Source organism: Pseudomonas sp. WS 5503 (assembly GCF_012985385.1).
GTDB lineage: Bacteria > Pseudomonadota > Gammaproteobacteria > Pseudomonadales > Pseudomonadaceae > Aquipseudomonas > Aquipseudomonas paracarnis.
Genome location: NZ_JAAQWI010000001.1, coordinates 495,800 through 519,357, shown reverse-complemented (window position 1 = coordinate 519,357; position 23,558 = coordinate 495,800). Strand labels below are relative to the sequence as shown.

Below are 23,558 nucleotides of genomic sequence, written 5' to 3'. Positions count from 1 at the left end.
ATCATCCACCGGCAACAGGGAGATCGAATATGGAGACAGGCACCGTACGCTCGGTTGAGCGCGCTCTGGCAATCGTCGAGTTGCTGGGCGAGCACCAGGCCCTGGGGCTGGAAGAACTGCACTACCTCACGCAGCTGCCCAAGGCCACGGTGTCGCGCATGTTGCTGACCTTGCAGGAACAGGGGTGGGTCTACCGCGGCCTGAGCGATCGGCGTTACCGCCTGCGTGCCCGGCGCTTGTTTGGCGATACCCAGCAACGCTTCAAGCGCCAGGTGGTGGAGAGCGCCGCCCCTTGGTTGCTGGAGCTCAGCGAGCGCACTGGGCTGGTGGTGGACTTGTCGTGCTTCGATGGCGAGCGCCTGGAGGTCATGGAAAGCGCGATCCCCAGCGTGTTGCGCAAGCTGTACCCGAACAACTGCCAGATCGTTGGCCAGTACGCCAGCCTGTTCCACTCGGCGATGGGCAAAGCTTGCCTGACGCAATTGCCGGCTGATGAAGTACTGCGCCTGGCAGGCCGCAATCATGTGGCGGCAGACGAGCACTATCGCGCATGCGAGCAAACCCAGCACCAGGGCTTCGGACAGCGTACCGAGGGCTATTGGGAATACCCGGTGCGTTTGCCGTTCCTGATCCGGGCGGTGGCCTTGCCGGTGCGCGCCAACGGCCGATTGGTGGGGAGCATGGCGCTGCATTGGCCGATGCATCAGGCGCCGGTGGAGCGGGTGTTGAATTTGCACATGGGCAGCCTTGAAGAAACGATCTGCGAAGTGCAGCGAACGCTGGTTTGAAAACACAGCAAAAACCCTGCGGCAGCTGGCTTTTGTGGCGAGGGAGCTTGCTCCCGCTGGGGTGCGTAGCGCCCCCAAAAAGCCGGCTCCAGCTGCGCTGTCGAACGGGAGCAAGCTCCCTCGCCACAGCAAGCCAGCTCCCACATTGAATTTGCGCCGGTTGTGAGATTGCGCTTAAGGTTCGCCCAGGTTTTTTGCCCCATGAGTCTATATGTTCAATGTCAAACCTCTGGTCTTAGCGCTGCTGGCCTTTGCTGCTGTGCCCGCCCACGCCGATTGGTACCTGGATAACGAATCCTCGCGCCTGTCTTTCGTCACCACCAAAAACACCGAGATTGCCGAAGTCCAGCGCTTCCTGGTGCTGCACGGCAAAGTCGACGCCAAAGGCGCGGCTCGGCTGGAGGTGGAGCTGGACTCAATCAACAGCGGTATTCCGTTGCGCGACGAGCGCATGCGTAAAGAGCTGTTCGAGATCAAGACCTTCCCCGAAGCGCAGATCAGCGCACAGATCAATCTGCAGCCCATCAATGACCTGGCGTCCGGCGCGCAGTTGGAATTGCGCCTGCCCTTGAGCGTCACGCTGCACGGCAAGACCCAGACCTACAGCGCCGAACTGCTGGCCACGCGCCTGGATGAGCGGCGTTTCCAGGTGGTAACTCTGGAGCCCGTGGTGCTGCATGCCGAAGATTTCGACCTGGCGCCCGGTGTGGCTACCTTGCGTAAGGCGGCAGGGCTCAAGTCGATCAGTTTGTCGGTGCCGGTGGGTGCGGTGCTGATTTTCACGGCGCGCTGACATGAGCGGCGCGGTGTTCCCGTGGCGCAGCGCCAATCAGTTCGAATTGCTGATCGACGGGCCGAATTTCTTCCCGCAGATGCTGGTGGGCATCGCCCGGGCCGAGCAGCAGGTTGACCTTGAGTTGTACCTGGTCGAAGCCGGGGCCTGCGCCGAGGCCATGGTGCAGGCGCTGGTACTGGCCGCCGAACGCGGCGTGCAGGTGCGTTGCCTGTTTGACGATTACGGCAGCCTGGCGTTTACCCTGGGGCTGCGCAAGCGCTTGACCGATGCCGGCGTGGCGCTGCGCTTTTACAACCGCCTGAATTGGCGGCGCTGGATGCGCAACCTGTACCGCGACCATCGAAAGCTACTGCTGATCGACCAGCGCATTGCGGTGGTCGGCGGCACCGGTGTCACCGACGAGTTCTGGACGCCGGGGCAAGACACCGCCGACTGGCATGAAGTGATGGTGCAGATCAGCGGCCCGCTGGTGCTGGACTGGCAGGCCCTGTTCGACCGGCAATGGCACGCTAACGCCGCGCGCCGTGAATGGAAACCGGCTACCCACTTTGGTTTGCCTCGCTTGCCCAAGGTGCCCGCGACCGGGCCGGGGCTGGGCCGCGTGGCGTATGCCGATGCGCGTCAGCACCGTGACATCCTGCAATCGTTGATTCGTGCTTTGAACAGCAGCAAGGGGCGTATCTGGCTGGCGACCCCGTACTTCCTGCCAACCTGGAGCGTGCGCCGTGCCTTGCGCCGGGCGGCAGGGCGCGGTGTGGACGTACGTTTGCTGCTCACCGGCCCGCGCACCGATCACCCGTCGGTGCGTTACGCCGGGCACCGTTATTACCCGCGCCTGCTGCGCTCAGGCGTGCAGATCTTCGAATACCAGCCGTGTTTCCTGCACCTGAAGATGGTGCTGGTGGATGATTGGGTGAGCATTGGCTCGTGCAATTTCGACCACTGGAATCTGCGCTTCAACCTGGAAGCCAACCTCGAAGCGCTGGACCCGCAGTTGACGGCAGCGGTGGTGGGCAGTTTCGAAGCGGACTTTGCCCAAAGCCAGGCGGTGAGCCTGGAGGCATGGAAGGCGCGGCCATTGTGGCGGCGGGTGAAGCAGCGGGTGTGGGGCTGGATTGATCGGTTGGTGGTGAACCTGCTGGATCGACGCGGTTAGCCGGGTCACCTCAATCAACTGTGGGAGCTGGCTTGCCTGCGATAGCATCACCTCGGTACACCTGACAAACCGAGGTGCCTGTATCGCAGGCAAGCCAGCTCCCACAAAAGCCAGCTCCCACAGCGACCGTGTTTACAGCTTCAGATCAGAGCAGTTCGAAGGTTTGCTGCTGCACATCCTGGGAATCCAAGCCGATCTGCACATTGAACTCACCCGGTTCCGCCGCGAACTTGAGTTGGGCGTTGTAGAACTTCAAGTCGTCCTCGGTGATGGTGAAGTGCAGCGTGCGCGCTTCGCCGGCCTTGAGCATGATCTTCTGGAAGTTCTTCAACTCCTTGATCGGGCGGATCATCGAACCGGCCACGTCCTGGATATACAACTGCACAACCGTTTCGCCATCGACCTTGCCAGTGTTCTTCACGGTGACGCTGGCATCGAGCTTGCCGGTCTTGTTCAGCGTGGTGGACGACAGTGCCATGTCCGACAGGCTGAACGTGGTGTAGCTCAGGCCATAGCCAAACGGAAACAGGGGGCCGGTGGTGTCATCGAAGTACTGCGAGGTGTAGTTGCCCGGCTTGCCTGGGGTGAATGGCCGGCCGATGGTCAGGTGGTTGTAGTAGGTCGGAATCTGCCCGACCGAACGAGGGAAGGTGATCGGCAGCTTGCCCGATGGGTTGTAGTCACCGAACAGCACGTCGGCGATGGCGTTGCCGCCTTCGGTACCTGCGAACCAGGTTTCCAGGATCGCGTCGGCCTGTTGGTTCTCTTCGAGAATCGACAGCGGACGGCCGTTCATCAACACCAGCACCAGCGGTTTGCCGGTGGCTTTGAGGGCCTTGATCAAGTCGCGCTGGCTTTGCGGGATGTTCAGATCGGTACGGCTCGACGATTCGTGGGACATGCCACGGGACTCGCCCACCGCGGCGACGATAACGTCGGCGTTGTTCGCCGCCTTCACCGCTTCATCAATCAGCACCTGGGCAGGGCGCGGGTCGTCCACCACTTCCGGGGCATCGAAGTTGAGGAAGTTGAGGTAGTCGAGCACCGCTTTGTCGCCGGTGATGTTGGCGCCACGGGCATAGATCACTTTGCCTTTTTCACCGATCACGGCGTTCATGCCGTCGAGCAGGGTCACCGATTGTGCAGGCCGGCCGGCAGCAGCCCAACTGCCCATCATGTCGATGGGTGCCTTGGCCAGCGGGCCGACAAGGGCAATGGTCGCGGATTTTTTCAGCGGCAGGGTGTCGTTGTGGTTTTTCAGCAACACCAGGCTGCGGCGCGCAATGTCGCGGGCCTCGGCACGGTGCAGGCGGCTGTCGGCGTAGGTGTCGGCCGGGTCATCCTCGGCCTTGCCGATGCGCAGGTACGGGTCCTTGAACAGGCCCATGTCGTACTTGGCACCGAGCACTTCGCGCACGGCGTTGTCGATGTCGCTCTGCTGGATCTCGCCGGACTTGAGCAGCCCCGGCAATTCCTTCCCGTACAGCGAGTCGTTCATGCTCATGTCGATGCCGGCCTTGATCGCCAGCTTGGCGGCTTCACGCCCGTCCTTGGCCACGCCGTGCTTGATCAGCTCGACGATCGCACCGTGGTCGCTGACGGTCAGGCCCTTGAAGCCCCAGTCCTTGCGCAGCAGGTCGTTCATCAGCCAGGTGTTGGCGGTGGCAGGCACGCCGTTGATTGAGTTGAGCGCGACCATCACGCCGCCGGAGCCAGCCTTGATCGCCGCGTGGTAGGGCGGGAGGTAGTCCTGGTACATCTTGACCGGGCTCATGTCGACCACGTTGTAGTCGCGCCCGCCTTCCACCGCGCCGTAGAGGGCGAAGTGCTTGACGCTGGCCATGAGGCTGTCGGCATTCGCGGGGCTGGTGCCCTGGAACGCCTTGACCATCACTTCGGCAATGCGTGACACCAGGTAGGTGTCTTCACCGAAACCTTCGGAAGTGCGGCCCCAGCGCGGGTCGCGCGAGATATCCACCATCGGTGCGAAGGTGATGTCGAGGCTGTCGGCGGCGGCTTCCTGGGCGGCGATGCGCCCGGAGCGGCCAATGGCGTCCATGTCCCAGCTGGAGGCCAGGGCCAGGCTGATCGGGAAAATGGTGCGGTGGCCGTGGATCACGTCGTAGGCGAAGAACATGGGGATCTTCAAGCGGCTGCGCATGGCCGCGTCCTGCATCGGACGGTTTTCCGGGCGGGTGATGGAGTTGAACGTGCCACCGATGCGGCCGGCGGCGATTTCCTTGCGGATCAGCTCGCGGGGCATTTCCGGGCCGATGCTGATCAGGCGCAATTGGCCGATCTTCTCATCCAGGGTCATTTGCTTGAGCAGGTCGCTGACGAAGGCGTCCTTGTCGTTAAGCGCAGCAGGCTTTGTTTCTGCCCATACGGGGTGGCTGGCCAGAGTGGCAACAAGGCCGAGCAAACACAGCTTTTTCATGAATATCCTTTTTCGGCGACTGCGCAGCATTCAGAGAGATGCTGTCGGCCAAAATGTGGGGAACGTCTATTGTTGTTCGGGTGTTGTTCAGATAAATGCAGCACACTCTGAACTCTTTTTCGCGCTGGGCATCTTTGTAGCTGATTGGCTCGAAGCATTCCAGTGGTGGCGGATTATGCCCCAAGCGCGTGGTTTATAGGGTTAGTCGTCACATTCCATCAGATCGGGCAGGAGAAACACTATGCAAGCAGCACACACTTATCGCTGGGGCTTCAAGGCTGCGGCGCTGTTACTGATCAGCAGCGTGCTGAGCGGTTGCGGCATCAACAACATCCCGACCCTGGACGAACAGGCCAAGGCCGCCTGGGGCCAGGTGCAGAACCAGTACCAGCGCCGTGCTGACCTGATCCCCAACCTGGTGGAAACGGTGAAGGCGTATGCCGCCCACGAACAGGAAACCCTTACCGCGGTGATTGAAGCGCGGGCCAAGGCCACCTCGATCCAGGTGGATGCCAGCACCCTGGACAACCCCGAAAAACTCAAGCAGTTCCAGCAAGCCCAGGATGGCCTGAGCGGCGCACTCAGCCGTTTGATGGTGGTGTCCGAGCGTTACCCGGACCTGAAGGCCAACCAGAACTTCCTGGCCTTGCAATCGCAACTTGAAGGCACCGAGAACCGTATCGCTGTGTCTCGCCGTGACTTTATCCAGGCCGTACAGGCTTACAACACTGAGATCCGCACCTTCCCGGGCCGCCTGTGGCACAGCGTGATGTACAGCGACTTGCCGATCCGCGCCACGTTTGAAGCCACCAGCGCCGATGCCGATAAAGCGCCGCAAGTGAAGTTCAAATAAGGCTGCACTGAGGTGTCGATGCGTTTATTACGGATAGGCCTGGCGCTGTGGCTGTTGGCCTGCGTGGGCGTGGCCCAGGCGGCACCGAGCTTCCCGGCGCTGACCGGGCGGGTGGTGGACAGCGCGCAGATGATCGACCCGGCGGTGCGCGAGCAACTGACCCAGCAACTGCAGGCGCTGGAGCAGACCTCGGGCGACCAGTTGGTGGTGGTCACCGTGCCCGACCTGCAAGGCGTGCCTATTGAGGACTACGGTTATCAATTGGGCCGCCAGTGGGGCATTGGCCAGAAGGGCAAGGACAACGGCGCGCTGTTGATCGTCTCCCGTGATGACCGCCAATTGCGCATCGAAGTCGGGTATGGCCTGGAAGGCGTGCTGACGGATGCGCAATCCTGGGTGATCATCAACCAGGTGATCCTGCCCAAGTTCAAGGCCGGCAATTTCAGCCAGGGCATCAGCGACGGCGTGGCCGCGATGATCCAGGTGGTGGGCGGTGAGCCCTTGGCGGTGCCGGCCCATGTGGCGGATGCGAACTTCGCCATGGATAATCCCGGGTTTTCCATCGGCCTGTTTATTCTGCTGATCGGCGTGCTGTGGCTGTGCAATCGCATGGGCTTGCCAGTGGGCGCTATCCTGCTGGCGATTCTCAACAGCAGCGGGCGCGGCGGCGGTGGGGGCGGCGGTGGCGGTGGTTTCCGCGGCGGCGGCGGTGGTTTTGGCGGTGGCGGGGCTTCGGGCAGCTGGTAATGACAATAACGAGAATAGAGCATCTACAACCATGGCATTACTGACTGAACACGAGCAGCGCCAAGTCGCCGAAGCGATCGCCCGGGTCGAGAAAACCACCGACGCGGAGTTGGTCACCGTGCTGGCGGCGCGCGCCGACGACTACGCCTACATTCCGTTGCTGTGGGCGAGCTTGATCGCGTTGGTGGTGCCGGGTGTGGTGCATTACCTGTCGGGCTACCTGACCATGTACACCTTGCTGGTGGCGCAGTGGGCGACGTTCATTGTGCTGTGCCTGGTGTTCCGCTTGCCCAAGGTCACTACTCGGCTGATCCCGCGTTCGGTACGCCACTGGCGTGCGTCCAACCTGGCGCGGCGGCAGTTTCTGGAGCAGAACCTGCACCACACGGTGGGCAGCACCGGGGTGCTGATTTTTGTCAGCGAGGCCGAGCGTTATGTGGAGATCCTGGTGGATGACGGGATTTCCAAGCGCCTGGATGACAGCAATTGGGACGCTATTGTCCAGGCGTTTACCCAGCAAGTTAAACAGGGGCAGACGCTGGCCGGGTTCATCGCCTGCGTTGAAGCCTGTGGCGAGTTGCTCAAGGTGCATGTGCCCGTTACCCAAACCCGCAACGAACTGCCCAATCGCCTGGTCGTACTCGAATAACTGCTTTTTTGTAGGAGCGAGCTTGCTCGCGAAAAACTCATCGACGCCGCGTTCATTCAGGACACCCGCGTTATCGTTGACGTTTTTCGCGAGCAAGCTCGCTCCTACACAAGGCAGCATCCTTATTCGGGTTGATTGACCGTTGATCAAATAACCCCGTGCCCTGAACCCCCATCCCGCCTAAAATGCCCGGCATTCTTTACCCGAGGCGTTTTTGTTCATGTCCGTCACCGCTCAACCTGCCCGCCCTGCGCCGGATCATCATGCCCAGTTCATCGAACTGTTGAGCGCAAGCTTGGCCCAGAACGCTTTTATCAAGCTGGTGCTGGCCAAGTACGTCGGTGAGGAAGCCGAGTTGCAGCGGCTGATCATCAAACCGGTGGTGGTCAAGGAGCAGCCTTGCCTGTCGTTCGTCTATCGCTACAAGACCCGCGACATCACCAAGAACTTCCCCTTGGCCGACGGCGTGGCGGCGATCGCCGAGCTGTTGCCCAGCTCGTTCAAGAACGCGCACTTGCTGGCGCTGACCGACGAAGCCCAGTTGGAATACAGCAAGAAGAACAAAAGCTCGCTGTTCAAAAGCAAACCGCAGCAACTGCGCGAAGCGCCTTCAGCCGAGCATAACCGTGAAAAAAATCGCTTCCTCGACCTGAGCCGGCCGTTTCTCTCCGACCTGGGCGTGACCGACGCCAAGCAGGCGCTGATCCCCTCGATGTCGCGCAAGTGGAAGCAGATCAACAAGTTCATCGAAGTGTTCAGCCATGCGCTGACGTCGTCGCCGTTGCAGCTCGACCGCCCGGTGCGTGTCGCCGATTTCGGCTCGGGCAAGGGCTACCTGACCTTCGCCATTCACGATTACCTGCGCAATACCCTCAAGGCCGAGGGCGAGGTCACCGGTGTCGAGTTGCGTGAAGACATGGTCACCCTCTGCAACAGCGCCGCTGCGCGCCTGGAGCATCCGGGGCTGGTGTTCAAATGCGGCGATGTACGCAGCGTGGCGCCCAGTGAGCTGGACGTGATGATTGCCTTGCATGCCTGCGACATCGCCACCGACTACGCGATCCACACCGGCATCCGTTCCGGTGCGTCGATCATCATGTGCTCGCCGTGCTGCCACAAACAGATCCGCCTGCAGATCCAGAGCCCGGCGTTGCTCAAGCCGATGCTGCAATACGGCCTGCACCTGGGCCAGCAGGCGGAAATGGTCACCGACAGCCTGCGCGCATTGTTCCTTGAAGCCTGTGGCTATGAGACCAAGGTGTTCGAGTTCATCTCGCTGGAACACACCAACAAGAACAAGATGATCCTGGCGGTCAAACGTGCCGAGCCTGTGGACAACGCGCAGCTATTGGCAAAAATCCAGGAGCTCAAAGCGTTTTATCACATCACCGAACACTGCCTGGAAACCCTGTTGCGCGGGGATGGCTACCTGGCCTGAAATGGGCGCGGTTCCCTGTGGGAGCTGGCTTGCCTGCGATGACCATGGTGGCTGCACCACCGCTATCGCAGGCAAGCCAGCTCCCACAGTTGGAATGCGTGTGTGGTTAGAAGAAGCGTGTGACGCTGATCTTCGCATCACGCCCCTTGGTATAGGCACGGTCGCCGCTCAAGGCCGGGCGGAAGTTTTTGTTGAACAGGTTGTCCACCGTGAAGTTCACCTCGGTGCCTTTGAGATATGCCTGCTGCGGCGCCCATTTGGCGAACAGGCCCTGGGTGTTGTAGCGCTTGTTGCCGTACTGGTCGTAGAACACATCGCCGATGCTGGAGCCCGGGCCGCCAGAGTATTTGTCGCTGGGCAGGCGGTCGGTGGCGCCGATGAATTGGCTCATCCAGCCCACCTGGGCATCCCAGGCCGGGATGTGAGTGCCCAGTACCAGCACCCATTTGGTCGGCGGAATATCCCGCGCGGCCACGTCCGGGCCCCAGGGATTGGTGTAGGCGCCTTGGTGCTGGCCCTTGGCATAGGCGAACGACACCGAGCCAAACAGGTAGGTGGAGTTGTAGATCGATTCGAGCTCAACGCCCTTGATGGTCAGGCTGCCGATATTGCGGTAGTTGGACATCGGCCCAGGCGGGCAAGCTGAAGCGATGCTGCCGCCATTGACAGCCTGGTTCTGGCAACCCACGCCGGTGGCCTTGAAGATCTCGTCTTCGACTTTGTTGTGAAACAGGGTGGTGCGCAGTTGCAGGTTGTCGTCCTGGGCGAGCAGGTTATCGAAGCTGGTGATGTTGCCAACGGTGATCGAGGTGATGCGCTCCGGGTCCAGGTCGACGCTGGTGGCGGTGCGACTGCCCACGCCCTGCACTTCGTATTGTTCGTCGATCACCGGGGCGCGCCAGGTCTGGCTCCAGTTGGCGAACAGCCCCACATTCGGCGTCACGGTCCAGAATAGCGCCAGGCGTGGCGACCAGCCGGTGTAGGTGCGGTCGCTGTAGTCGTGACCCACTGCCGGGTTGGGGTTGTTGTAGTAGGGCGCATCGTTGCCTTCGCCGCGGTTGCGCACATGGTCGTAGCGCAGCGACGGCGTGATCGTCACGTCGCCCAACGTCACCGCGTCCTGGATAAAGAAGCTGTTGGTATCGACTTTGCCGTGGGGCATGAAGCCCGGCTGAAAGTGCCCGTAGTTGTAGCGCGGCGTGTTGTAGGTGGCGCCAGGCATCCACATCTCGGTTTCGCGGGTGTGCTTGCGGATTTGCCCGCCGACCGTCACGGCATGCTGCAAGGGGCCGGTGTCAAACAGGCTGACGTTACGGATATCCAGGAGCTTGTCGGTGTAGGCGGTGTCCATCTTGCGCCCGCCGGTGGCCAACTGGAAAAACGCCGTGGCGTCACGCTCATCGGTCTGCTCGGTGTTGGACTGGGAGTACTTGATGGTCAAGTCCACCAGCGGGTTGTCCAGCGGCTGGTATTCATACTTGCCCGACCAGGTGGTGTCGACCGTGTCACGGTGGGCGAGGAAGCGCTTCAACGCGCCTTCGTAGCCGTAGCGGTCGATGTTGAACTGGGTCGGTGGCGTGGGGTAACTGGCGGCGGAAAACGGGGTCCAGCGGTTGCTGTGGGAGCGCGAGTACGACAGCCCGACACTGTGCTCATCGGTAAAGTGTGCGTTGACCTTGAACAGCTTGCCGTCCACATCCTGGGCGCTGTTGGGCAGGCGCTGAGGGTTGATCGGGTACTCATTGTTGTCGTTGGGCAACTTGGCGGCCACTTTCATATCGCCGCCGTCGCGTTGGGTCAGGTAGGCCAGCGCATCGAAACGGCCGTCGTCGGTACGGCCATACACGGCACTGCTGTAGACCTGCTCATGGTCGTTGCTGGAGTAGCCATATTTGAGCATCGCACCGCTGTTGCGGCCGTCCTTAAGCAGGTCCGGAGCGTCCTTGGTGACCATGTTGACCGTGCCGCCGAAGCCGCCATTGCCGGTGAACGGCGAGTTGGGGCCTTTTTCCACTTCGATGCGCTTGATCAGCTCGGGCTCGATAAACACCGTGCCTTGCTGGTAACGCTCAAAGCCTGTCTTGGTGGCACCGTCAACGGTCAGCGGCACGTCTTCGGCATCGCCGAAACCACGGATGTTGATGGTCTGGCCGCCGGGCTTCAGCGAGCCGCCCTGGCTGACACCGGGCAAGGTCTGCAACAGGCTGGGAATGTTATTGGACTGGTAACGGTCGATGTCGGCCTGGGTCAGGGTGGAGCGGTTGACGGTGCTGGCGTTTACCTCATTGCCAGTACCGATCACGCTCAGGGTGTCCAACTGGATCGCGCCACCGGTGGTGGTTTTGCCCTCGTCGGGGCGCACCACATAGGTACTGCCGACCTTGATCAGGTTGAGCTCACCGTTTTTGAGCAGGGAACGGATGGCCACTTCCGGGGTGTAGTTACCGTCAAGCGCTGGGGCCTGCACGTTCTTGAGCAGGGTTTCATCGAACAGCAGCTGGATTTTCGCTTGCTGGGCCACCTGGCTCAGGGACGTGGCCAGCGACTGGGCCGGCAGGTGCAGCTTGAGCGACTCGGCTTCGGCGCTGAGGCTCAAGGCCAGGCACGTAGCCATGAGTGTCGGTCGAAGAAACAGGTGCGAAGCGTGGCAAGGCGCGCGAAACATGAAATCCCCCGGAGCGGCTAAATAGCCAAAAAGGTGTGCGTATCAAACACAGACAGGAGGAAGACGGGGCAGGCAAAAAAAACCACACATGCGAATGCAAAATATTCTCATGTGTGGTTTCTGCCGTTTATTTGCTCGGCTCGATTCTCATGATGCCATCCGCCGAGAGCACGGTTTTCACTGGCAACAGCGCGGGCAAGGCGTTGAGCAGGGCGTCCGGGTCGCTCACATCAAGGTTGCCCGACACCTTGAGCTGCGCGACGGCCTTGCTGACCTGCAACGGCGTCTGTGGACGGTAGAGGCTAAGTTCGTCGATCAGGCTGGCCAGCTCTCGATTGCGAAACGACAAATGCCCGCTGCGCCAATCGGCGATCTCTTCGGCGCTGAGGCTACGCGATTGCACGGTGCCTTTGGCGTAGTTGTATGAGGCCCGTTGCTGGGCGTCGAGCAGGGTGACGGGGCTTTCGCCATTTGGCGCGAAAGCGACCTGGCCATGGGCAACGCTGACCACCAATTGCTGCTGCCCACGGCGCACATCGAAAGCCGTGCCCACCACCCGTACGCTCGACTCGCCGGCCTGCACGTAGAGGGGGCGTTCCTTGTCGGCGGCCACTTCGATGTACAGCTGGCCTTTGTCCAGATGCAGCACCCGTTGATGGGCGCTGAAGTCCACGCGGATATGGGTGTTGGCATTCACATACAAGGTACTGCCATCTGGCAGATTCAAAGTGCGCACGCCCTTGGCATGGGTGGCAACCTGGTTGTGATACAGCTCGCGCGGTGCGCCGATAGAGGTCGCCAGCACGGCGCAGAGCAGAGCGGCCGCCATCGCCAGGGCAGGGCGCCAAAGGCTGGGCTTGCGCTTGGGCAGTGCCAACGGTTTGTTCAGTTGTTGCAACTGGGCGAGGTCGGCCCACAGCTGTTCGAATTCGGCATAGGCGCGCGCATGCGCGGGCACCGCCTGCCAGTCGGCAAAGGCTTTACGGTCGGCGCGGCTTGCTTCGTTGCGGTTGCGTGCAAACCAACTGGCGGCTTGGGCGTCGATGCAATCGCTCGCTTGGCTGTCCAGCGCGTCTGTGTCGCTCGGGCGGTTCATTCTGGCTGCTCCGTGCCGGGGGCGGGTTGAAGGCGGCGCTTGCAGTGCAGCAGGGCAAAGGCGATGTGCTTTTCCACCATGCTGGTGGAGATGCCCATGCGCGTTGCTATCTGCGCCTGGCTCAAGCCTTCGAAGCGGTGCAGCATAAGGGCTTCTCGTCGGCGCGGCGAGAGTTCGGCAAGGACTTCTTTCAACTGTTCCAGGCGTTGCAGGCGAAGGGCGGCGGCCATGGGGTCGTTGTGCTCGTCGGTGACCGGCTCGGCATCCATTTCGGCGTGATCAGGGTGGACGGTTTGCCGTACCTTCTGTTTGCGCCAGTGATCGCGCAGCAGGTTGCGCGCCATCTGGAACAGAAACGCCCGTGGCTGCTCGACCTTGGCACGGTCGCGGTAGCCCAGCCATTGGGTAAACACATCCTGGGCCATGTCCGCCGCGTCGCTGGCGTTGTCCGTGCGTTTACGCAGGAAATACAGAATGTCTGCATAAAACCCGCGACAGGCATCGGCCGCCGACGGGTCGGGCTGGGGACGAGACATGGATACCCTTCTTGACGAAGTACGACGTGGAAAAGTCGCGAATGATATCGAGAATTATTGTCATTTGTCTCCAGCTAAATAGATCTCCCGTGTTTGGCTGGAAAAAATTGGGGCATGGCCTTTAATCCTACAAGTTTGGGAGCGATATCCCACTCAAAGGAGAAAGTCATGGCTGGATGGTATGAGTTGAGTAAAAGCAGTAACGGGCAGTTTCGTTTCGTGCTTAAGGCGGCGAATGCAGAAACCATATTGACCAGCGAGCTTTACACCACCCGCGGTGCTACTGAAGCCGGCATTGCTTCAGTGCAGACAAACAGCCCACATGATGAACGTTATGAGAAAAAAGTGGCCAGCAACGGCCAACCGTTCTTCAACCTCAAGGCGGCCAATCATCAAGTGATCGGCAGCAGTGAGCAGTACACCTCTACAGCCGCACGAGACAATGGCATTGCGAGCGTCAAGACCAATGGTCCCAGTGTCACTATCAAGGACAAGACCTGACAGTTGTGCAAGAAGACCTGCACCCGGCTCGCGAGAGCCGGGCGTTTTTTATACCGATGACAGCAACGCTTTGAGCTGTCCGATCCCTGCCTCACCCAACGGGAACACCGGCAAGCGCGGATTACCCACCTCCAACCCGGTCAAGCGCAACCCGGCCTTGATCGTCGCCGGCAGCCCGCCTTTGAGGATGAATTGCAGCAAGGGCAACTGTCGGTAGAACAGCTCCCGCGCCTTGTTCAAATCATCGGCCAGTACGGCCTGATACAAGCTCAGGTTCAGTTGCGGGATCAGGTTCGGCGCCGCGGTGCACCAGCCTTTGGCGCCAGCCGCGAAGGCTTCCAGCGCCAGCGGGTTGCAACCGTTGTAGAACGGCACGTCACTTTGCAGTTTCAACTGGTGCATGCGCTGGATGTCGCCAGTGCTCTCCTTGACCATGGTCACGTTCTCGACCTGCTTGAGGATACGCAGGATCAGCTCCACCGACATGTCGGTGCCGCTGGTGGCCGGGTTGTTGTAGAGCATGATCGGCACGCCGATGCTGTCGCCGATGGCGGCGTAGTGAGCGAGGATTTCCGCGTCACTGAGTTTCCAGTACGAGGCCGGCAGCACCATGACCACATCGGCGCCGTGCTCTTCGGCGTAGCGGGCGCGGCGCACGGCCTTGGCGGTGGTCAGGTCGGACACGCTGACAATGGTCGGCACGCGCTTGGCGACTTTCTTGATGCTGTAGGCACTGACTTCATCCCACTCGGCATCGCTCAGGTAAGCGCCTTCGCCCGTGCTGCCCAAGGGCGCAATGGCGTGGACGCCGCTGTTGATCAAGCGGTCGATGGAGCGCCCGAGGGCGTCGAGGTCAACGCGCTGGCCGTCGGCGCTGAAGGGCGTGATGGTGTAGCCGATGATGCCGTGAATGGTTGGGTTGGACATGGGGGAAACTCCGGTCGAAAAGGGGGGCAATCAGTTCAGGCAATCGGCGTGCTTGCGCAGGTTTTGCCGGGCGTAATAGTTGAACGCGGCGCCGTGGCGTTTGGGTTTGGAGATCCAGTCGTGGGCCTCGCGTCCCAGCTCCGGCAGGATCGGTTTGACGGTACCAGCAGACATCGCCAGCAACTGCAACTTGGCAGCCCGTTCGATCAACTGCGCAATCACGCAGGCTTCTTCGATGCTGGCCCCGGTGGACAACTGGCCGTGGTGCGAGAGCAGAATGGCGCGCTTGTCGCCCAGGGCCGCGGTGATGATTTCCCCTTCTTCATTGCCCACCGGTACGCCGGGCCAGGCCTCCAGGAACGCGCAGTCTTCGTACAGCGGGCAAAGGTCCATGTGCGACACCTGCAACGGCACTTCCAGCATCGACAGCGCGGCAATGTGCGTGGGGTGTGTGTGGATGATGCAGTTTACATCCGGGCGGCCGCGGTACACCCAGGTGTGAAAACGGTTGGCGGGGTTGGGAATGCCATGGCCTTCCAGTACTTCGAGGTCTTCGTTGACCAGCAACAGGTTGCTGGCCGTGATTTCGTCAAAACCCAGGCCCAGTTGCTGGGTGTAGTAGGTGCCGGGCGTCGGCCCACGTGCGGTGATCTGCCCGGCCAGGCCGGAGTCGTGGCCGTACTCGAACAGGATTCGGCAGGTCAGCGCCAGCTTTTGCCGGTCGGTCCACGTATTATCTGCCAGGCTGTTTTGCATCTGGCTCAGTGCTTGCTTGACCAGTTGGTCTTTTGGGAGTGCTAATGTCTTGGCCATATCGGTGTCCTTTGGGTGGTTCAATGGACGTCGGATTTGCTGGTCGCCCGCTGCTCGCAAGGTCGGTGGGTGAATGCAAATGACACTAAAGATGCTATATGACACTTTGTGTCATTGGCAAGCCTGTCTCATCGCTTTCTGCAGGGATTAACCGCAGCACATGTCTATCCGCTTGAAAATATTAAGAAAAAAACTTGGCGTGACCCTGGAGGCCTTGGCCGAAAAATCCGGGATGACCAAGAGTTACCTGTCGAAAGTCGAACGCGGGCTTAATACGCCATCCATCGCTGCGGCGTTGAAACTCGCCAAGGCGTTGAACGTGAAGGTCGAAGAACTGTTCAGCGAAGACAACGTCAGCCTCGACAGCTACAGCCTGGTGCGTAGCCATGAGCGGCCCGACACCTCGCCGGGTTATGCGGTGCTGGCCCATCAAGTCAGCGAGCGCAGCTTGTTGCCGTTCATCATCTACCCGCCGGCGGAGTTCACCGACAAGACCTTCAAGGAGCACCTGGGGGAGGAGTTTTTATTCGTGCATGAAGGCCAGGTTGAGGTGGATTTCATGAGTGAGCGCGTGCTGTTGGCGCGCGGTGATGCGCTGCATTTCAACGCGCAGAAACCCCACCGGATTCGCTCGGTGGGAGAGGTGCAGGCGCAGTTGCTGGTGGTGGTGCACAGCGCTGAGGAGTGAGACTGAGCCCGACTTGAAATGCATTCAATGTGGGAGCTGGCTTGCCTGCGATAGCGGTTTATCGGTGCCCAATCTGTCGCTGACCCACCGCCATCGCAGGCAAGCCAGCTCCCACATTTTGCTCAGCGTTCTACAGGGACGGACAATGCCGGATTGCCCAGTGGGTGCGTACGCGCGGTAAAGAACCTCAGTTCCACATTAGAGCCCTCGAACAGCTCCATATACCGCCGCTTCTGCTGACGAACAAACCCATCACTGCGCCCCGACACCGAGATCGCCAGGGTGCTGATGCTGGCCTGGCCGATAGCATCCACCAAGTGTTTATCCTGCGGCCCCAAGTCATGCCCGAAGATGCACAGCGCGCCTTCATGGCTCAACAGCTGTTCATAACAGAACGACAGATAATCCGAACTGCGGATACTTTTGAGTTTCTCCTCCACCTTGCCTTCACTGACAAACAGCGGCACATCGTCGAGGGTCTTGATCGTGTTGTTGATGGCAAAACTGCTGAGCAGGGTGCTGTCGGTGGACGGCAATTTGCGCGCCGTGCCGTCGAGGTTGCGCACCAGGTGCAGGCCTCCGTGCAGGTACAGGATGCGGGTGATGTCGGTGCGCGTATTGCGCAGGTCGAAGCTTGAGTCGGCGCTGCGAAACAGGTCGTCGATACCCGGTGCGTGCAGGGTCGCCCAGTAGTTGAGCAAATCGTAGTTACTGGTGAATACGGTGGCGTAGGTGGCCAGCTCCGCGTTGATCGTCGCCAGCGTCGACGGTTGCACCAGGCGCCAGGGAATGTGCACGGCATGGATGGTGTTGATCAGTGCTTCCTTGATCGCGTAGTAACGGTTACGCGGCGCCGCCGAGCTGACCGCCAGGGCCTTGTTGACCCGGCTGGTGGTTTTCAAGGCGCCCAGGGCTTGCTCGAAACTGCGGGTTTGCAAGGCGTCGAACACGCTGAGTTCGGAGGCGCTCAGGGGTTTTTCTTCGACGGTACGGGCGTTTTCGAACAGCGAGTCGTAGGCAAAGTCTTCCCAGATCGTGCGGCTGGCGCCGTTGCCGATCAGAATCCCGCTGAAGTCGACGGCAGCGCGCAGGGCACTCCAGTCTTCAAGGTGGGCGTCAATATCCTGGAAATCCTTCATTGCGGCGGGTCTACTCGAAATCGGCTGGGGGGTGACTTTATCACGAGCCGGCATTGATCCTGATCAAGATGCGCCACGCGGTACAGGTTGATTCTGTCGGCATAAAGCCTTTGAGGATTGATCATGAGCAGCACGTTCTTCATCCCCGCCGTCAACATCATGGGCATCGATTGCCTCGACGAAGCGATGACCGCCATCCGCAACTACGGCTTCGGCAAAGCGTTGATCGTCACCGACGTCGGCCTGGCCAAAGCCGGTGTGGCCGGCATGATCGCCGAGAAGCTGGCGATGCAGGATATCGACTCGGTGATCTACGACGGCGCCAAGCCCAACCCCAGCGTGGAAAACGTCGAAAAAGGCCTGGCGTTACTGCAACAGAGCGCCTGTGATTTCGTCGTGTCCCTGGGCGGCGGTTCGCCCCATGACTGCGCCAAGGGCATTGCCCTGTGCGCCACCAACGGTGGGCGTATCGGCGACTATGAAGGCGTGGACCGATCGAGCAAGCCGCAACTGCCGCTGGTAGCCATCAATACCACCGCTGGCACGGCCAGCGAGATGACGCGTTTTTGTATCATCACCGACGAAAGCCGCCACGTAAAAATGGCCATCGTCGACCGCAATGTCACGCCGTTGCTGTCGGTCAACGACCCGGCCCTGATGGTCGGCATGCCCCAGGGCCTCACCGCCGCCACGGGCATGGATGCGCTGACCCACGCCATCGAAGCCTACGTGTCCACCGCTGCGACACCGATCACCGACGCCTGCGCGATCAAGGCCATCGAATTGATCAGCGCCAACCTGCGCCTGGCGGTGCGCGACGGCACTGACAAGGCCGCACGGGAAAACATGGCCTACGCGCAATTCCTCGCTGGCATGGCCTTCAACAATGCGTCCCTGGGTTTCGTGCATGCCATGGCCCACCAATTGGGCGGCTTGTACGACCTGCCCCACGGCGTGTGCAACGCGGTGCTATTGCCCCATGTACAAAGCTTCAATGCCAGTGTCTGCGCCAAACGCCTGAGCGACGTGGGCCGGGCCCTTGGTGCAGATATCAAGGGCATCACCGCCGAGGAGGGCGCCCAGGCTGCCATCGCGGCGATTCGTCGGTTGTCACAGGACGTGGAAATCCCTGCGGGCTTGCGTGAGCTTGGCGCTAAGTTGCAGGACATTCCGTTGCTGGCCAGCAATGCGTTGAAAGATGCCTGCGGGCTGACCAACCCGCGGCGGGCGGACCAGCGTCAGATTGAGGAGATCTTTCGTAGCGCGTTTTGATAGGGGCAGCCTTTGGCAGCACGCGGTAAGCTACACGCTCAATGCATTCAAGCATCACGCGTGCGGCGTGCCGCTGAGGTCCCTTCATGAGAGTTCTGTTATTCGGCGCCACCGGCATGGTGGGCCAGGGTGTGCTGCGCGAGTGCCTGCTGGCGGCCGATGTGCAGGAAGTGGTGGCCGTCGGCCGCACGCCCTTGACCCAAGAGCACGACAAGTTGCATCAGGTGTTGCACAACGACATGCTGGATTTTCAGCCCCTGGAAAACCTGTTGCAGGGTTTTGATGCATGTTTCTTCTGCCTGGGTGTTTCGTCGGCGGGCATGAAGGAGGCGCGCTATACCCACCTCACCTATGACCTGACCCTCGTGGCGGCCAGCACCCTGGCGCGGCTCAATCCGCAGATGACCTTTATCTATGTGTCCGGCGCCGGCACGGACAGTTCTGAAGCCGGCAAGTCGATGTGGGCGCGGGTCAAGGGCAAAACCGAAAATGCCTTGCTGCGCTTGCCGTTCAAGGCGGTGTATCTGTTCCGCCCCGGGATCATCCAGCCGTTGCACGGTGTGCGTTCGAAGACGCCGTTGTACCAATCCTTCTACAGCGTGCTTGGGCCGGTGCTTTCGTTTGTGCGGCGACTGAAACCGGATTGGGTGGTGAGCACCGAGACCGTCGGCCGTGCGATGTTGCAGGCGGCCAGCCAAGGCGCGCCGCAGCCCGTGGTGGAGCAGGCCCAGATCAATCGCCTGGCGGCTGAGCGCCGCTGAGCTGAATCAGCGCAACGCCGCTGATCAGCAGTAACGCGCCCAACGCCCGGGAGGTTGTCAACTGACGTTCCACCAGGCCGAACAGGCCGAAATGGTCCAGCAGCAACGACGCGAGAATCTGCCCGGCCATGGCCAGCGCAATGAAGCCCGATGCGCCGAGCTTGGGCAGCAGCATCAACGCCAATGAAATAAAACACACGCCAAAGGCACCACCGGCCCACATCCACAACGGTGCCTTGCTGATAAAGGCCAGGCTCGGCAGGGGTAAACGCATCGCCACAATCACCGGCAGCAGCACGATGATGCTCACCAGTAACGACGCCAGGGTGGCCCACAACGGATGGCCGAGCCCGCGCCCGAGATTGGCGTTGATCGCACTCTGAAACGGCACTACCGCGCCGGCGAACACCGCCAGCGCTAACAAACCTACCCAATGCAACACAGTCATCTCGACGCTCCCAAAGGTTTTGCTGGACTCTAGGGTATTCGTCGCGCAAATTTAAATTCCAAATTCTTATGCTGGACATGCAGTTGATGAATGATCTGCGCCGCGTCGACCTTAACCTGCTGGTGATCCTCGACGCCTTGCTCAGCGAGCAACACGTCACCCGCGCCGCCGAGCGCCTGCACCTGAGCCAGCCGGCGGTCAGCCATGCGTTGGCACGGCTGCGCGATATGCTGGGCGACTCGCTGTTGATGCGTCAGGGCGGCACACTGGTGCCAACCGCCCGCGCCCTGGAATTGGCGGCGCCATTGACCGAAGCTCTGGCCCAGGTGCAGGCATTACTGGCGCCGAATCGTTTTGATCCCGCCTCGGCCAAGCGCCGCTTTCGCGTGGCGATGTCGGACTACAGCGCGGCGATATTCCTGCCCGGCCTGGTTCGCGTCCTACGCCATGAAGCGCCCGGTATCGACTTGCAGATCATCCAGGCCAGCCGCGAAGGCATGGTTGAGGGTGTGCTCAATGGCGATCTCGATCTGGCTGCGGGCGTATTCCCCGACATGCCCGCCGAACTGCGGACTACGCCGCTGTTCGAAGAGCATTACACCTGCCTGGTCGACCCCACCAGCCTTGCGCCCAACGGAGTGCTGGACCTGCCGACATATCTGTCACGCCCCCATGTGCTGCTGGAGATGCGCGGCAGCGGCACGCCAGAAATCGAACGGGCGCTGACGGCCATTCGTGAACGCCGCCATGTAGCTATAAGCCTACCGCACTGGGGTGTGGCGCCGCAGTTGATCCAGGGCACGGACCTGATTTTGACGGTGTCGTCCCGGGGTTTGATGAATATTGACGCTCGGCAATTGCTGGCCGTGCCACCGCCGTTTCATATTCCGTCGTTTGCCTTTGAGCTGGCCTGGCATACGCGGCGGGGTGGGGATGTGGGTTTGCAGTGGTTGATTGGCAGGGTGGTGGGTGTATTGTCCGCAGACCCACGATAACGCGAGAACACCTAGATGCTCAGCGGTTTCAACCACCTGACCCTGGCCGTCACCGATGTGCCGCGCAGCGTCAGTTTCTATCACGACCTGCTGCGCCTGCAGCTCGACGCAACCTGGGATAACGGTGCCTACCTCTCACTGCCTGGGCTTTGGCTGTGCCTGTCGCTGGACCCGTTGCGCTCGACTGCTCCGGCGGTGGATTACACCCACTATGCCCTTACTGTCGATGCTGCTGATTTCACTGCCTTGGTCGAACGCCTGCGCGCCGCCGGCGTACAGGAGTGGCGAGACAACCGCAGTGAAGGCGCATCGTTTTATTTTCTCGATCCCGACGGCCATAAGCTGGAGGCTCATGTCGGCGATCTGGCCTCGCGGCTGCAAGCCTGTCGCGCCCGGCCCTATGCTGGAATGAAGTTTTACCCACCGCGCTGAAACATGCAGAATCGTTCACCTTCAAGCGTCTGTCGGAGCGTCTACCATGACCCCATCCTTGCTGTTCGCCGTACTGGCTTCGGGTTTTATCTACGGCATTACCCCTGGCCCCGGTGTCCTGGCCGTATTCGGCATCGGTGCGGCCCGTGGCCGGCGTGCCGGGGCAGGATTCTTGTGCGGTCATTTGCTCGGCGATGTGGTGTGGTGCAGCACGGCGCTGATTGCCATCGTCGGTGCGCGAGAAGTCGGCAGCAGTGCCTTTGATGTGCTCGGCGTACTCAGCGGGGTGTATTTATTCTGGCTCGGCTGGCGTGCGATCCGCACCCAGCGCCGCAATAGCGATGCCCCTCAGGGCGCGGCGCGCCATCCGTTCTGGCACGGTATTCTGTTTGGCTTGACCAACCCCAAGGCCTACCCGGTTGCCGTGGCGACGTTCACCGCGTTGCTGTCCAGCCGGGCCGAGTTGTTGACTTGGTCGATGCTGCCGACCTTGATTCTGTTGAGCTTTATCGGTGGCTTGCTGGCCTACGCGATCCTGATTGGCGTGGTGGGTGCCCAACGGGTGCGCACGCTGTATCAACGCCATGAAATCCTGATCACCAAGCTCTGCGGCGTGATGTTTATCGGCTTCGCCCTCAATGCCCTGGCGCACGCATTGCCGGGCCTGTTCGGCAGCAAAGCGGCCTGAGGCGACGACGACCGTTCGTCGCACAGGTAAGTTTTTTCTAAACCTTTACCGTCCTGAAAATTCGAATTCAGGGCGGGTTGTATGCTCCCGCGCCTATTTTTGCCCTGGAGGAACCCATCATGAGCCGCATGGCTATCCGGTTACGCACCGCCAGTTTCGCGATGCTGCTGGGCCTCGGCGCCAGCAATGCTTTCGCCCAGTCGCCTGCAGAATTCATCGAGCAGGCTTCGGCCAAAGGTATGGCCGATATCGAAACCAGCCGCATGGCCCACGCCAAGACCTCGTCCCAGGAAATCAAGGACTACACCATTGAGGTCATCAACGAGCGCACGCTGGCCAACCAGCACTTGGCGGCGATCGCCAAGAAGCTTGATTTGCCAGTGGCCCCACGGGAGAAGATCGTTGATAAGGCCGAAACCCTGATGCCTGAACTCAAGGACGGCGATTCCTTTGACGCTGCCTATACCGCGCAGCAGGTCAAGGAAAACGAAGACGCCATCGCCCTGTTCCAGAAAGAAGGCGCGGCGTCGGATGTGCCAGAGATAAAGGCACTGGTGGATGAGACGCTACCCAAGCTTGAAGAGCGCTTGCAAAAAGCCCGGGCCCTGGCGTCGACCTACGGTAAGGGCCATCAAGGCGACGGTTGAGGCCGCTGCCCGATCTGAAAAACGGCGGTGGGAGGGGACTCCCACCGCCGTTTTTATGCAGGGTTTCAGACGGGGTATGGGTCAATGCCGCCTATAACGCCAGTTCCGTCTGACCTGTGCCTTCAAGTGCAAGTAAATACTGCTTGGCTGCCAACCCGCCCGCGAACCCGGTCAGTCCGCCGGAGGCGCCGATCACCCGGTGACATGGCGCAATGATTGAAATGGGGTTGCGCCCATTCGCGGCGCCGACGGCGCGCACGGCTTTGGGGTTGCCGATCTGCTGTGCGATCTGGCTATAGCTGCGGGTTTCGCCGAAGGGAATGGTCAGCAGTGCTTGCCAGACTTGCTTCTGGAAGTCAGTGCCGGTGAAGTCCAGTTCCAGTTCGAAGTGGTTACGCTTTCCGGTGAAGTATTCCTGCAATTGGCGCTCGGTTTCCAAGAGCACTGGGCTGTCGTCGGCTTCGATCAATTCACCCAGGCGCACGCGATTGGCACGTTCTACTTCCCAGAGGATGGCGTTGAGTTTGCCATCCCGTGCCACCAGGGTGAGTTCACCGACAGGGGAAGGCATGAGCTTGTACTGGTAGTCCATGAGCAGTTTCCTTGAAGGGCGTTGATGGGGGCCACGCCACTGTAGTTCCACCAAGGGGGTTGGGAACTACGTTTCTTGCGGTCAAATTCTTGCCCAACTAGACATTCCAGTAAACCCAGCTGGAATAATGGGGGTACCAGTAGAGCCAGGCGATAATGTAAAGGGCCTTGAGTACTGACGCGGTACTTAACATGACCATAGAAATGACGTTGAGCAGGGTGACAAACAAAGCGAACACAGCCACGCGTGGGGTTGCGTGACGCCAGGCAAACCTCACGCCATACGCTGAGGCGGCAATCACTCCTGACTCCAGCAATAATCCGAGGGGGAAGGGCAGCCGTACAAACGAGACCAGCAGCGGCAAAACCAACACCCAGCCGGCTACTTGGCACAGGATGATTTTGGGTGTGGCTTTTTTGGTGTCCAGCATTGCCATGTTTCCAAGCTCTGGGCCGATGAGCCTACATTATCGTGAGGTGTTGCCGGTCTTCCTG

The 23,558-nt window shown here is 60.7% G+C and carries 25 protein-coding genes; 15 read left to right on the top strand and 10 right to left on the bottom strand.

Annotation, left to right across the window (positions count from 1 at the left end; all coding sequences use genetic code 11):
- The first annotated feature begins 29 nt into the window (after positions 1-29).
- The 3 genes from HBO10_RS02595 (at position 30) to HBO10_RS02585 (ending at position 2,740) form a co-directional block, all read left to right on the top strand.
- On the top strand, positions 30-788 hold the full coding sequence (locus HBO10_RS02595) for a helix-turn-helix domain-containing protein (protein WP_034125988.1): 759 nt from the start codon (positions 30-32) through the stop codon (positions 786-788).
- A 211-nt stretch (positions 789-999) separates the two neighbouring features.
- Positions 1,000-1,581 (top strand): YceI family protein, encoded by a 582-nt coding sequence (locus tag HBO10_RS02590; protein WP_034126533.1) that lies wholly within the window; start codon positions 1,000-1,002, stop codon positions 1,579-1,581.
- A gap of 1 nt (position 1,582) precedes the next feature.
- On the top strand, positions 1,583-2,740 hold the full coding sequence (locus HBO10_RS02585) for a phosphatidylserine/phosphatidylglycerophosphate/cardiolipin synthase family protein (protein WP_034126534.1): 1,158 nt from the start codon (positions 1,583-1,585) through the stop codon (positions 2,738-2,740).
- 145 nt (positions 2,741-2,885) lie between these two features.
- Here the strand turns inward: HBO10_RS02585 and bglX are convergent, their stop codons facing one another.
- Positions 2,886-5,177 (bottom strand): beta-glucosidase BglX, encoded by a 2,292-nt coding sequence (bglX, locus tag HBO10_RS02580; protein WP_034126535.1) that lies wholly within the window; start codon positions 5,175-5,177, stop codon positions 2,886-2,888.
- A 241-nt stretch (positions 5,178-5,418) separates the two neighbouring features.
- Between bglX and HBO10_RS02575 the strand changes: the two genes are divergently transcribed.
- The 4 genes from HBO10_RS02575 to HBO10_RS02560 all read left to right on the top strand — a co-directional run bounded on the left by HBO10_RS02575 (position 5,419) and on the right by HBO10_RS02560 (position 8,864).
- Positions 5,419-6,030 (top strand): LemA family protein, encoded by a 612-nt coding sequence (locus tag HBO10_RS02575; protein WP_014717327.1) that lies wholly within the window; start codon positions 5,419-5,421, stop codon positions 6,028-6,030.
- A gap of 18 nt (positions 6,031-6,048) precedes the next feature.
- Entirely contained in the window at positions 6,049-6,777 is a 729-nt protein-coding gene (locus HBO10_RS02570) for a TPM domain-containing protein (RefSeq protein ID WP_034126536.1), read from the top strand.
- Between the two features lie 31 nt (positions 6,778-6,808).
- On the top strand, positions 6,809-7,426 hold the full coding sequence (locus tag HBO10_RS02565) for a TPM domain-containing protein (RefSeq protein WP_034126537.1): 618 nt from the start codon (positions 6,809-6,811) through the stop codon (positions 7,424-7,426).
- A gap of 220 nt (positions 7,427-7,646) precedes the next feature.
- Positions 7,647-8,864 (top strand): SAM-dependent methyltransferase, encoded by a 1,218-nt coding sequence (locus HBO10_RS02560; protein ID WP_034126538.1) that lies wholly within the window; start codon positions 7,647-7,649, stop codon positions 8,862-8,864.
- 106 nt (positions 8,865-8,970) lie between these two features.
- On the opposite strand, the gene HBO10_RS02555 is transcribed toward HBO10_RS02560, so the two are convergent.
- The 3 genes from HBO10_RS02555 to HBO10_RS02545 form a co-directional block, all read right to left on the bottom strand.
- Entirely contained in the window at positions 8,971-11,529 is a 2,559-nt protein-coding gene (locus tag HBO10_RS02555) for a TonB-dependent receptor (protein WP_034126539.1), read from the bottom strand.
- A 127-nt stretch (positions 11,530-11,656) separates the two neighbouring features.
- Positions 11,657-12,625, bottom strand: a complete 969-nt coding sequence (locus tag HBO10_RS02550; protein ID WP_034126540.1) for a FecR domain-containing protein — start codon at positions 12,623-12,625, stop codon at positions 11,657-11,659.
- Complete coding sequence (locus HBO10_RS02545; protein ID WP_034126541.1) at positions 12,622-13,161, bottom strand: RNA polymerase sigma factor; 540 nt, start codon at positions 13,159-13,161, stop codon at positions 12,622-12,624. The genes HBO10_RS02550 and HBO10_RS02545 overlap by 4 nt, the downstream gene beginning before the upstream one ends.
- A 168-nt stretch (positions 13,162-13,329) precedes the next feature.
- Here HBO10_RS02545 and HBO10_RS02540 point away from each other — a divergent pair, with 168 nt between their 5' ends.
- Complete coding sequence (locus HBO10_RS02540; protein WP_034126542.1) at positions 13,330-13,662, top strand: YegP family protein; 333 nt, start codon at positions 13,330-13,332, stop codon at positions 13,660-13,662.
- A gap of 48 nt (positions 13,663-13,710) precedes the next feature.
- On the opposite strand, the gene HBO10_RS02535 is transcribed toward HBO10_RS02540, so the two are convergent.
- Positions 13,711-14,589: a dihydrodipicolinate synthase family protein gene (locus HBO10_RS02535; protein WP_034126543.1), complete on the bottom strand. Its 879-nt coding sequence runs from the start codon at positions 14,587-14,589 to the stop codon at positions 13,711-13,713.
- A 30-nt stretch (positions 14,590-14,619) separates the two neighbouring features.
- Complete coding sequence (locus HBO10_RS02530) at positions 14,620-15,402, bottom strand: aldolase (RefSeq protein ID WP_034126544.1); 783 nt, start codon at positions 15,400-15,402, stop codon at positions 14,620-14,622.
- A 160-nt stretch (positions 15,403-15,562) separates the two neighbouring features.
- On the opposite strand from HBO10_RS02530, the gene HBO10_RS02525 reads away from it, so the two are divergent.
- Complete coding sequence (locus tag HBO10_RS02525) at positions 15,563-16,090, top strand: XRE family transcriptional regulator (protein ID WP_014717336.1); 528 nt, start codon at positions 15,563-15,565, stop codon at positions 16,088-16,090.
- 122 nt (positions 16,091-16,212) lie between these two features.
- Here HBO10_RS02525 and HBO10_RS02520 read toward each other — a convergent pair whose 3' ends face one another.
- Entirely contained in the window at positions 16,213-17,229 is a 1,017-nt protein-coding gene (locus HBO10_RS02520) for a DUF4917 family protein (RefSeq protein ID WP_034126545.1), read from the bottom strand.
- A gap of 123 nt (positions 17,230-17,352) precedes the next feature.
- On the opposite strand from HBO10_RS02520, the gene yiaY reads away from it, so the two are divergent.
- On the top strand, positions 17,353-18,501 hold the full coding sequence (gene yiaY / locus HBO10_RS02515; RefSeq protein WP_034126546.1) for an L-threonine dehydrogenase: 1,149 nt from the start codon (positions 17,353-17,355) through the stop codon (positions 18,499-18,501).
- 86 nt (positions 18,502-18,587) lie between these two features.
- On the top strand, positions 18,588-19,262 hold the full coding sequence (locus HBO10_RS02510) for an NAD(P)H-binding protein (RefSeq protein ID WP_034126547.1): 675 nt from the start codon (positions 18,588-18,590) through the stop codon (positions 19,260-19,262).
- Here HBO10_RS02510 and HBO10_RS02505 read toward each other — a convergent pair.
- Complete coding sequence (locus HBO10_RS02505; protein WP_034126548.1) at positions 19,234-19,710, bottom strand: DMT family transporter; 477 nt, start codon at positions 19,708-19,710, stop codon at positions 19,234-19,236. The two genes, HBO10_RS02510 and HBO10_RS02505, sit on opposite strands and share 29 nt — an antisense overlap.
- A gap of 68 nt (positions 19,711-19,778) precedes the next feature.
- On the opposite strand from HBO10_RS02505, the gene HBO10_RS02500 reads away from it, so the two are divergent.
- The 4 genes from HBO10_RS02500 to HBO10_RS02485 all read left to right on the top strand — a co-directional run bounded on the left by HBO10_RS02500 (position 19,779) and on the right by HBO10_RS02485 (position 22,472).
- Positions 19,779-20,705, top strand: coding sequence for a LysR family transcriptional regulator (locus tag HBO10_RS02500; RefSeq protein WP_034126549.1), 927 nt, complete (start codon positions 19,779-19,781; stop codon positions 20,703-20,705).
- Between the two features lie 15 nt (positions 20,706-20,720).
- The gene (gene fos / locus HBO10_RS02495; RefSeq protein WP_034126550.1) at positions 20,721-21,137 is read left to right on the top strand and encodes a fosfomycin resistance glutathione transferase; all 417 of its coding nucleotides are present in this window, start codon (positions 20,721-20,723) and stop codon (positions 21,135-21,137) included.
- A gap of 46 nt (positions 21,138-21,183) precedes the next feature.
- The gene (locus HBO10_RS02490) at positions 21,184-21,825 is read left to right on the top strand and encodes a LysE family translocator (protein WP_034126551.1); all 642 of its coding nucleotides are present in this window, start codon (positions 21,184-21,186) and stop codon (positions 21,823-21,825) included.
- A 119-nt stretch (positions 21,826-21,944) separates the two neighbouring features.
- Complete coding sequence (locus HBO10_RS02485) at positions 21,945-22,472, top strand: DUF4142 domain-containing protein (RefSeq protein ID WP_003189402.1); 528 nt, start codon at positions 21,945-21,947, stop codon at positions 22,470-22,472.
- A 91-nt stretch (positions 22,473-22,563) separates the two neighbouring features.
- Here the strand turns inward: HBO10_RS02485 and HBO10_RS02480 are convergent, their stop codons facing one another.
- Both HBO10_RS02480 and HBO10_RS02475 read right to left on the bottom strand, forming a co-directional pair.
- The gene (locus tag HBO10_RS02480; RefSeq protein WP_034126552.1) at positions 22,564-23,064 is read right to left on the bottom strand and encodes a methylated-DNA--[protein]-cysteine S-methyltransferase; all 501 of its coding nucleotides are present in this window, start codon (positions 23,062-23,064) and stop codon (positions 22,564-22,566) included.
- A 97-nt stretch (positions 23,065-23,161) separates the two neighbouring features.
- The gene (locus tag HBO10_RS02475; RefSeq protein ID WP_034126553.1) at positions 23,162-23,494 is read right to left on the bottom strand and encodes a hypothetical protein; all 333 of its coding nucleotides are present in this window, start codon (positions 23,492-23,494) and stop codon (positions 23,162-23,164) included.
- Between the last annotated feature and the right edge of the window lie 64 nt (positions 23,495-23,558).

Excerpts from the sequence above, each read along its gene's own strand:
- HBO10_RS02595 (WP_034125988.1), top strand. The coding sequence starts at position 30 with ATGGAGACAGGCACCGTACGCTCGGTTGAGCGCGCTCTGGCAATCGTC.
- HBO10_RS02590 (WP_034126533.1), top strand. The coding sequence starts at position 1,000 with ATGTTCAATGTCAAACCTCTGGTCTTAGCGCTGCTGGCCTTTGCTGCT.
- HBO10_RS02585 (WP_034126534.1), top strand. The coding sequence starts at position 1,583 with ATGAGCGGCGCGGTGTTCCCGTGGCGCAGCGCCAATCAGTTCGAATTG.
- bglX (WP_034126535.1), bottom strand. The coding sequence starts at position 5,177 with ATGAAAAAGCTGTGTTTGCTCGGCCTTGTTGCCACTCTGGCCAGCCAC.
- HBO10_RS02575 (WP_014717327.1), top strand. The coding sequence starts at position 5,419 with ATGCAAGCAGCACACACTTATCGCTGGGGCTTCAAGGCTGCGGCGCTG.
- HBO10_RS02570 (WP_034126536.1), top strand. The coding sequence starts at position 6,049 with ATGCGTTTATTACGGATAGGCCTGGCGCTGTGGCTGTTGGCCTGCGTG.
- HBO10_RS02565 (WP_034126537.1), top strand. The coding sequence starts at position 6,809 with ATGGCATTACTGACTGAACACGAGCAGCGCCAAGTCGCCGAAGCGATC.
- HBO10_RS02560 (WP_034126538.1), top strand. The coding sequence starts at position 7,647 with ATGTCCGTCACCGCTCAACCTGCCCGCCCTGCGCCGGATCATCATGCC.
- HBO10_RS02555 (WP_034126539.1), bottom strand. The coding sequence starts at position 11,529 with ATGTTTCGCGCGCCTTGCCACGCTTCGCACCTGTTTCTTCGACCGACA.
- HBO10_RS02550 (WP_034126540.1), bottom strand. The coding sequence starts at position 12,625 with ATGAACCGCCCGAGCGACACAGACGCGCTGGACAGCCAAGCGAGCGAT.
- HBO10_RS02545 (WP_034126541.1), bottom strand. The coding sequence starts at position 13,161 with ATGTCTCGTCCCCAGCCCGACCCGTCGGCGGCCGATGCCTGTCGCGGG.
- HBO10_RS02540 (WP_034126542.1), top strand. The coding sequence starts at position 13,330 with ATGGCTGGATGGTATGAGTTGAGTAAAAGCAGTAACGGGCAGTTTCGT.
- HBO10_RS02535 (WP_034126543.1), bottom strand. The coding sequence starts at position 14,589 with ATGTCCAACCCAACCATTCACGGCATCATCGGCTACACCATCACGCCC.
- HBO10_RS02530 (WP_034126544.1), bottom strand. The coding sequence starts at position 15,402 with ATGGCCAAGACATTAGCACTCCCAAAAGACCAACTGGTCAAGCAAGCA.
- HBO10_RS02525 (WP_014717336.1), top strand. The coding sequence starts at position 15,563 with ATGTCTATCCGCTTGAAAATATTAAGAAAAAAACTTGGCGTGACCCTG.
- HBO10_RS02520 (WP_034126545.1), bottom strand. The coding sequence starts at position 17,229 with ATGAAGGATTTCCAGGATATTGACGCCCACCTTGAAGACTGGAGTGCC.
- yiaY (WP_034126546.1), top strand. The coding sequence starts at position 17,353 with ATGAGCAGCACGTTCTTCATCCCCGCCGTCAACATCATGGGCATCGAT.
- HBO10_RS02510 (WP_034126547.1), top strand. The coding sequence starts at position 18,588 with ATGAGAGTTCTGTTATTCGGCGCCACCGGCATGGTGGGCCAGGGTGTG.
- HBO10_RS02505 (WP_034126548.1), bottom strand. The coding sequence starts at position 19,710 with ATGACTGTGTTGCATTGGGTAGGTTTGTTAGCGCTGGCGGTGTTCGCC.
- HBO10_RS02500 (WP_034126549.1), top strand. The coding sequence starts at position 19,779 with ATGCTGGACATGCAGTTGATGAATGATCTGCGCCGCGTCGACCTTAAC.
- fos (WP_034126550.1), top strand. The coding sequence starts at position 20,721 with ATGCTCAGCGGTTTCAACCACCTGACCCTGGCCGTCACCGATGTGCCG.
- HBO10_RS02490 (WP_034126551.1), top strand. The coding sequence starts at position 21,184 with ATGACCCCATCCTTGCTGTTCGCCGTACTGGCTTCGGGTTTTATCTAC.
- HBO10_RS02485 (WP_003189402.1), top strand. The coding sequence starts at position 21,945 with ATGAGCCGCATGGCTATCCGGTTACGCACCGCCAGTTTCGCGATGCTG.
- HBO10_RS02480 (WP_034126552.1), bottom strand. The coding sequence starts at position 23,064 with ATGGACTACCAGTACAAGCTCATGCCTTCCCCTGTCGGTGAACTCACC.
- HBO10_RS02475 (WP_034126553.1), bottom strand. The coding sequence starts at position 23,494 with ATGCTGGACACCAAAAAAGCCACACCCAAAATCATCCTGTGCCAAGTA.